This window comes from Streptomyces sioyaensis (assembly GCF_004122735.1).
Taxonomy (GTDB): Bacteria; Actinomycetota; Actinomycetes; order Streptomycetales; family Streptomycetaceae; genus Streptomyces; species Streptomyces sioyaensis.
This window is the reverse complement of the sequence record NZ_SDIF01000021.1, coordinates 88,621-95,354: the sequence shown is the minus strand read 5'-3', so window position 1 is coordinate 95,354 and position 6,734 is coordinate 88,621. Positions and strand designations below refer to the sequence as shown.

The following is a 6,734-nucleotide window of genomic DNA, read 5'->3' as shown; positions in this document are numbered from 1 at the left end:
CCTGGACCCTCTGAGGCCGGCCCCCTCCGTGCTTGCCCCCGTGGCGCACGGGCGGGGTCAAGCGGACATGGCAAAGGCCCCGCCCGTGCGCCACGGGGGCAAGCACGGAGGGGGCCGGCCTCAGAGGGTCCAGGAGTTGGCCGGGTCGTCCAGCCACACCCTTTCGCCCTTGGCGGTCACGGTCAGACCGAACCGGGTGTGGTCTGGGCGTCCGCTGTCGACCCACCAGCGGAAGGCGTTTTCCACCTGATCCCAGAGACGGCGGGGACCTTGTTGCCAGACACATGCCGTCTTCCCGTCGCGGAACATCGCACACGCCCATGAGTCGTCACTCAAACTGTAGAACCAGACCGGCCGCGCGCCATCGCTCTTCCCCGCTACGACGTACGAACACTGGGGGACGCGGAGGCCCATGGCGAACCGCTCCGGGCCGAATTGCTCCCCGACGAACTCCGCTTCGGTGATCGTCGTGGAGGACTCCTCGCCGTCCGCCACGCTCCCCGTGACGTACTCCGAGTGCGCCCGGAGGGCAAACCGCTGGGACCGGAGCTTCATGAACTCCACGGGGCCGGTGAACTTCCCGGACGCGCTCTCTCCGTCCGGTGCGACGACCAGGCGGGCCACCGCGTCGACGTGGGTGTAGTCCGTCCCCCAGGGGGCGACGATGACACCCCCCGGCCGGCACTGCTCCACCCACGCGAACGGGATGGAACGGAGCCCGCACGTAGCGATGACCCGGTCATACGGCGCCCCTTCCAGATAGCCCCGGAACCCGTCGCCGTGGACGACGTGGAGGGGGATTCCCAGCCGCTCCACCGTCGCCATGGCGGCTGTGGCCACCGCCCGGTCCACCTCCACCGTGGTCACGCACCCCGGCCCCGCACGGTGGGCCATGAGCGACGCATTCCAGGTTGTGGCAGTACCGATCTCCAGGACCTTGTGGCCGGGCTGGAGGTCCAGGTCTTGGAGCATGCGGAAGACCACGCTCGGCATGGACGCGGAGCTGGTCGGAACGTGGCCCGGTTCGGTGCCCGTGTGCTTCCCGTCGTCCCACTGGGTGACGATCGGCACGTCGGAGTCCGCGAACTCCTGCCACGTGACGGGGTCGTCCGCTTTGGAGACGGCCACGCTCCGACCGGCCGCCATGTCGAACGGCCACATGAGGTCCGGCAACACGATGGAGCGGGGAACGGCCGCGTACGAGGGTGCCCAGTCGGAGGAAAGGGCCCCTGAAGACATCAGGGCACGCCCCAGCCCGTCAATGCTGGGGCGCTCCTTTGGCGCGTCGGTGGTCACTTGGTCAGGCAACCTTGGGCGGGTTGGGGACACCGGGGCCACCATCCGGGGTCGGAGGCGTCTGCGGGCCCGGCCACGGCTCACCCGGAACCTTGTCGCGACCATCGTTCGAAAGGATCAAGAACTTCACTGCTCCTCCTGTGCTCTTGGTGATTGCCTACCCGGCCGACCGCCGCTGTCCGTGGGACAGTCGCCCGGGGCCTTGCCCGTCCCCTATGCCACCCCGCGGCTTGTGGGCGCTCAGCGGCCTACCCATTTCGTCCTCCTCCCTTCCGGGGGCGCGTACCGGCTTCAACTGGTACTCCGTCGTGTTGCGGATGGCGTCGGAGCAGGACCCGGCAGTCCACGGCACGGGACTGGTCGCCAGCCTTTTCGGCCGCCTCCAACTCCCGTTCCAGGTCCACGCACTTCGTGCAGCTCACGCCCTCGTTTCCCTTCCGTGCGGGTGACCCGCGATCACCCCGTTGAGGCTCCGGACCGCCAGCGAACGGCCCGCCCGGCGGGCCGCCTCCCGCTCCCTGCCGCAGGGTTCGCACACGTCGCACCCCGGGACGGGGACGGGCTCCAGCTTCGAGCCGACCAACGCCAGGCCTGCCGGGCCGTCGGTGGGCGCTGACGCTGTTCGCTCAGTCATCCGAACCCCTCACTCTGTGCGTCTGGTTGGTGACAAGAGTGGGATAAAAATCGCTACTGTGAGAGAGATTCAGCGCCCAACCTGGGTGTTGGTCAGGCTGGCACATGCGTACGCCGTTGACCGGCTCAAACGCCGCCACCACCGCGAGTGACCAGGTCAATGGTCAGGGGGAGTTATGAGCTCTAACGGAGATGAAGCAGGGGGCGCGGAGGGCGCATACGACCCGCGTCGGCAGTTCGCCGAGGAGTGCCGGAGCGCTAGGGAGCTGCACCCGGAGGCGCCGCTGAACCAGACGCAACTGGCGAAGATGGTGCGCACGTCAAAGAGCACCATCAGCCGCGTGGAGACATGCGTGGGGCCGATCCCTCCGGACCTCCCGGCCCGGCTGGACCAGGTCTTTTCGACAGACGGATTGTTCAAGCGGCTTTACGAAGAGATCACCGCCCAGTCCTTCTCGAAGCACTCCCGACGGCGGATGAAACTAGAGCTCCGGGCCATCGCCATCGCTGAATGGTCGCCCACAGTGGTTCCGGGTCTGCTACAGACCCCGGCGTATGCCCACGCCCTGTTCCGGGAGGGCGATCCGCGGGCCACTGATGAGGAGTTGGCCACCAAGGTGCGACACCGGATGGCCCGCCAGGACGTACTGAAGGGAAGTTCCCCGCCGGACTTCTCCGTCATCATCTGTGAGTCGGTGATCCGGCGGAACGTCGGGGGCCCGGTGGTCATGCGGGAACAGCTTGCCGCGTTGCTCACCCACGGCACCCGGCCCACCACCGTGTTGCAGGTGCTTCCCCTCTCAGCGGGAACTCACGGACTGATGGATGGCTCCATGACACTTCTGACCACAGCCGACGGGCAACCCGTGATCTACACGGAAGGCATCAGGTCTGGCGCGATCATCGAAGAACCGTCGGCGGTACGCAACCTCTCCCGGTCCTACGATGTACTCACCGCTTCAGCCCTCTCGCGTGATGCATCAGCCCGGATGATCCAACAGCTTATGGAGGCATCGTGACCCCCCTGATACACCCATGGGTCAAGTCCAGCTACAGCAGCCAAGACGGTGGCAACTGCCTGGAGTGGTCCCCGGCGCATGCATGCGCCCACGGCACCGTTCCCGTCCGGGACAGCAAAGCCCCCGACGGTCCGGCCCTGATGTTCGAGCCGGCAGCGTGGTCAGCATTCGTCACCGGCATACAGGCGGGGGACTTCCCCGCGTAAGTACGTACGCCGACACACAGCAGGCCCCCTCCTGGATGCCCAGGAGGGGGCCTCTGCGCACCCGACTGCTCTCTCACCTCTTAAGAAGTGATTGCGCATTCCGCCGTGGTTGCTGGTATCCACGGCAACCATCGTCGGATCAGGCGGCGTTGGACGGCTCATCATCAACCGATAGCCCCAGAGGGAAGTGAGTCCCCCATTGCAGCCGCGTAAGCCGGTAGTGGGCGGCAACCGGGGCTGAGGGGCCCATGCCGCCCAGCGTGGGTCAAGGCCTCGTCGTCACTTGGTGAAGACGAGACTGACGTTGTGTCCGCCGAACCCGAACGAGTTGGCCAGCGCAGCAGACCACTGACCGGTGCGCCGCTCACCGCGCACCACGTCCAGTTCCACGCGCGGGTCGAGTTCGTCGAGGTTGCGCGTGGCCGGCACCGTGCCGTCCTTGAGCGCGAACAGAGCGGCCATGGCGCCAACCGTTCCGGATGCGCCAATCATGTGACCTGTCATCGACTTCGTCGCCGTCACCGCAGCGTCGCTGCCGATCACTCGGCCGATCGCCTCGGCCTCCGCAAGGTCACCGGACTCCGTCGAGGTGGCGTGGGCGTGCACGACCCCGATGTCCGCCGGGGCCAGGCCGGCGTCGCGCAGCGCCAGTTCCATGGCGAAGGCCTGGCCTTCCGCGTCGGAGGCCGTGATGTGGTTCGCGCTCGAACTCACGGCACTGCCGGCCAGCGTGCCGTAGGCACGTGCTCCACGGGCCCGGGCGAACTCGGCGCGTTCGAGCACCATCATCCCCGCGCCCTCGCCCATGACGAACCCGGACCGCTTGACGTCGAACGGGCGGGACACGGTCTCTGGGTCCACGGACTGCGTCGACAGCGCCTTCATCTGGGCGAATGCCGCGATGGTGAAGGGGTGCAGGCATGCCTCCACCCCACCTGCGACGACCACGTCCGCCCGCCCGCTGCGGATCAGATCCTGCCCCAGGGCGAGGGCCTCCGCGCCGGACGCACAGGCACTCACCGGAGTCCTGGCGCCTCCCTTCGCGCCCAGGTCCATGCTCACCCAAGCAGCCGGCCCGTTGGGCATCAGCATGGGGACCGCGAACGGCGACAGCCGGCGAATCCCGGCGCGTTCGAAGACGTCGTTCTGCCCCAGCGTGGTGAGGAGACCACCGGTCCCCGTACCGATGACGACGGCGCATCGTTCCGGCTCGACCTGCGGAGCGCCGGCATCCTGCCAAGCTTCGCGCGCACTGAAGACGGCGACCTGCTCACCGCGGTCCAGCTTCCTGGCCTCGGTCCTCGGAAGCAGGGAGGCAGGGTCCACCGTGAGCCCGGCCGCAACATGCACGGGCAGGTCCGCTGCCCACTCCTCCTCCAGGAAACGCACCCCTGACTTACCGGCCAGCAGCCCCGACCACGTCGACGGTGCATCGGCTCCCAGTGGCGTCATCGCACCGACGCCCGTCACCGACACACGACCGCTACGGGTCATACGAGCCCCCTTGAATTGTGTAGATGCTACATAGTGCCTGACTTGCCCTCATGAGGATCATGCCAGCGTTCAGAAGGGAAATCAGGGCAGGAGTCGACCGATTCGAAAGCGAGAGATTGTGCGATGCCAACAATTGGTGAGGTTGCACTCGTGGTGTGTAGAAGCTGACCGCGGCTGGAGGCGGAGCCGGCCAAGGGGCCGGGCGCGCACGGCTGGGAGGACCAAGCGGTGGACGCTGGCGCGGGTCAAGACGGTGATGGGGGTTTGGTGTCCGGCGGCCGGGGCCCCTCTGCTGCCGACAACTGCCTTGTGTGGAGCGGAATTCCCTCGTTTCCGGGGGCGGGAGGCAGGGCGGGGCTGCCGGGAGGCGCCGCCGTCGGGCGGGGTCTCAGGCCGGTCGGCGTCCGCGCCCGGCCGCCGTCGGGCCGGGTCAGGCCGTCCGTCCTCCGCGCCCGGCCGCCGCGGTCATGAGCAAGGTGTAGAGCGTCAGCGCCGTGCCCAGGCCGACCGCCCAGCCGTAGTCGGCCAGAGGCTGGAGGAACGGGATCAGGCCGTCGGTGGGGAAGGGGCCCTTGCCGGGGCGGGAGTACGAGCCGCCGACCGCGAGCAGGCCGCCGACGGCGAAGGCGAGGACGGCCCGCCAGTTCCAGCCGGCCGCGTACCAGTAGCGGCCGCCGGGGTGGTAGAGACCGGCGAGGTCGAGGACGGTGCGGCGGATGATCCAGTAGTCGGCGATGAGGATGCCGGCGACCGTGCCGAGCAGTCCGCCGACCACCCCTAGCCAGGTGAAGATGTACAGCTCGGGGGTGGCGATGAGTTTCCACGGCAGGATGATCACGCCGACCACGCCGGTGATCAGCGCGCCTCTGCGGAAGGTGATGAGCTTCGGCGCCAGATGGGCCAGGTCGTAGGCGGGCGAGACCACGTTGGCGGCGATATTGACGGAGATCGTCGCGATCAGGACGGTGACCAGGGCGAAGAGCAGGCCGAAGACGCTGTCGGACTTGCCGGCCAAAGCGACCGGATCCCAGATCGGCGCCCCGTACACCGCCTGTGAGCCGGAGGTGACCAGTACGGAGAGCAGGGCGAACGCCGTCATCGTGGTCGGCAGCCCCAGGGACTGGCCCCAGACCTGGGCCCGCTGTCCGGCGCCGAAGCGGGTGAAGTCCGGGATGTTCAACGACAGGGTCGCCCAGAAGCCGATCATTCCCATGAGGGACGGGAAGAAGACCTTCCAGAAGTCGTGGCCCCAGCCCAGTGCGCTCGGCTGTTCCAGGAGCGGGCCGAACCCGCCGGCCTTGGCCGCCATCCAGCCCAGCAGCACCAGCGCGCCGACGAGGACGAAGGGCGCGGCCCAGTTCTCGAAGCGGCGCAGGGTCTCCATGCCCCGGTGGATGATGGCGAGTTCGACGACCCAGAAGACCAGGAAGCACAGCCAGAGGGTCCAGGGGTAGCCGCCGATGGACGCCGCCTTCGCCCAGCCACCGCCGAAGATCTTGCCCAGCAGGATGTAGATGCCCTGGCCGCCGATCCAGGTCTGGATGCCGAACCAGCAGCAGGCCACGGCGGCACGCACCAGCGCGGGCAGATTGGCGCCGCGCAGCCCGAACGAGGCCCGGGCCAGGACGGGGAAGGGGATGCCGTACTTCGGGCCGGCGTGCCCGGTGAGCAGCATCGGGACGAGGACGACGAGGTTCGCCAGCGCGATGGTCAGCACCGCCTGCAGCCAGTCCATGCCGAGCGCGACCAGGCCCGAAGCGAGCGTCCAGGAGGGGATGTTGTGCGCCATGCCGACCCAGAGGGCGGTGAAGTTGTAGGTGGTCCACCGGCGTTCGGCCAGGGGTACGGGCCGCAGGTCGTCATTGACGTAGCGGCCCTGCGGGGCGATGGCGCCCGGCGCGGGTTCGACGCGGCCGTCCGGGGCGGTGAGTTGCCCGGAGGGCGCTATGGGCAGGTCCGGCGGCACGGGTGAGGAGGTCGCGGGCATACGGGGACCTTTCGTCCGGGTACGGGCCGCCGGTTTCCGGGCGGCGGGGCGGCGGGGCGGCGGCCAGGGCGTGTCTTTCGCCCTCGCGGTGCCCGGTAC

5 protein-coding genes are annotated in these 6,734 nt (G+C 68.6%); 2 read left to right on the top strand and 3 right to left on the bottom strand.

Annotation, left to right across the window (positions count from 1 at the left end):
* Positions 1-120: 120 nt before the first annotated feature.
* The gene (locus EST54_RS10645) at positions 121-1,239 is read right to left on the bottom strand and encodes a methyltransferase domain-containing protein (protein WP_239012659.1); all 1,119 of its coding nucleotides are present in this window, start codon (positions 1,237-1,239) and stop codon (positions 121-123) included.
* An 866-nt stretch (positions 1,240-2,105) separates the two neighbouring features.
* On the opposite strand from EST54_RS10645, the gene EST54_RS10640 reads away from it, so the two are divergent.
* Both EST54_RS10640 and EST54_RS10635 read left to right on the top strand, forming a co-directional pair.
* The gene (locus tag EST54_RS10640; protein WP_129247354.1) at positions 2,106-2,948 is read left to right on the top strand and encodes a helix-turn-helix domain-containing protein; all 843 of its coding nucleotides are present in this window, start codon (positions 2,106-2,108) and stop codon (positions 2,946-2,948) included.
* Positions 2,945-3,154, top strand: a complete 210-nt coding sequence (locus EST54_RS10635) for a DUF397 domain-containing protein (RefSeq protein ID WP_129247353.1) — start codon at positions 2,945-2,947, stop codon at positions 3,152-3,154. Before EST54_RS10640 ends, EST54_RS10635 begins: the two co-directional genes overlap by 4 nt.
* A 279-nt stretch (positions 3,155-3,433) precedes the next feature.
* On the opposite strand, the gene EST54_RS10630 is transcribed toward EST54_RS10635, so the two are convergent.
* Together EST54_RS10630 and EST54_RS10625 are read right to left on the bottom strand one after the other, a co-directional pair.
* On the bottom strand, positions 3,434-4,648 hold the full coding sequence (locus EST54_RS10630) for a beta-ketoacyl-[acyl-carrier-protein] synthase family protein (RefSeq protein ID WP_129247352.1): 1,215 nt from the start codon (positions 4,646-4,648) through the stop codon (positions 3,434-3,436).
* 430 nt (positions 4,649-5,078) lie between these two features.
* A complete protein-coding gene (locus EST54_RS10625) occupies positions 5,079-6,635 on the bottom strand; it encodes an NCS1 family nucleobase:cation symporter-1 (protein WP_129247351.1) in 1,557 nt (518 codons plus the stop codon).
* Positions 6,636-6,734 lie beyond the last annotated feature (99 nt).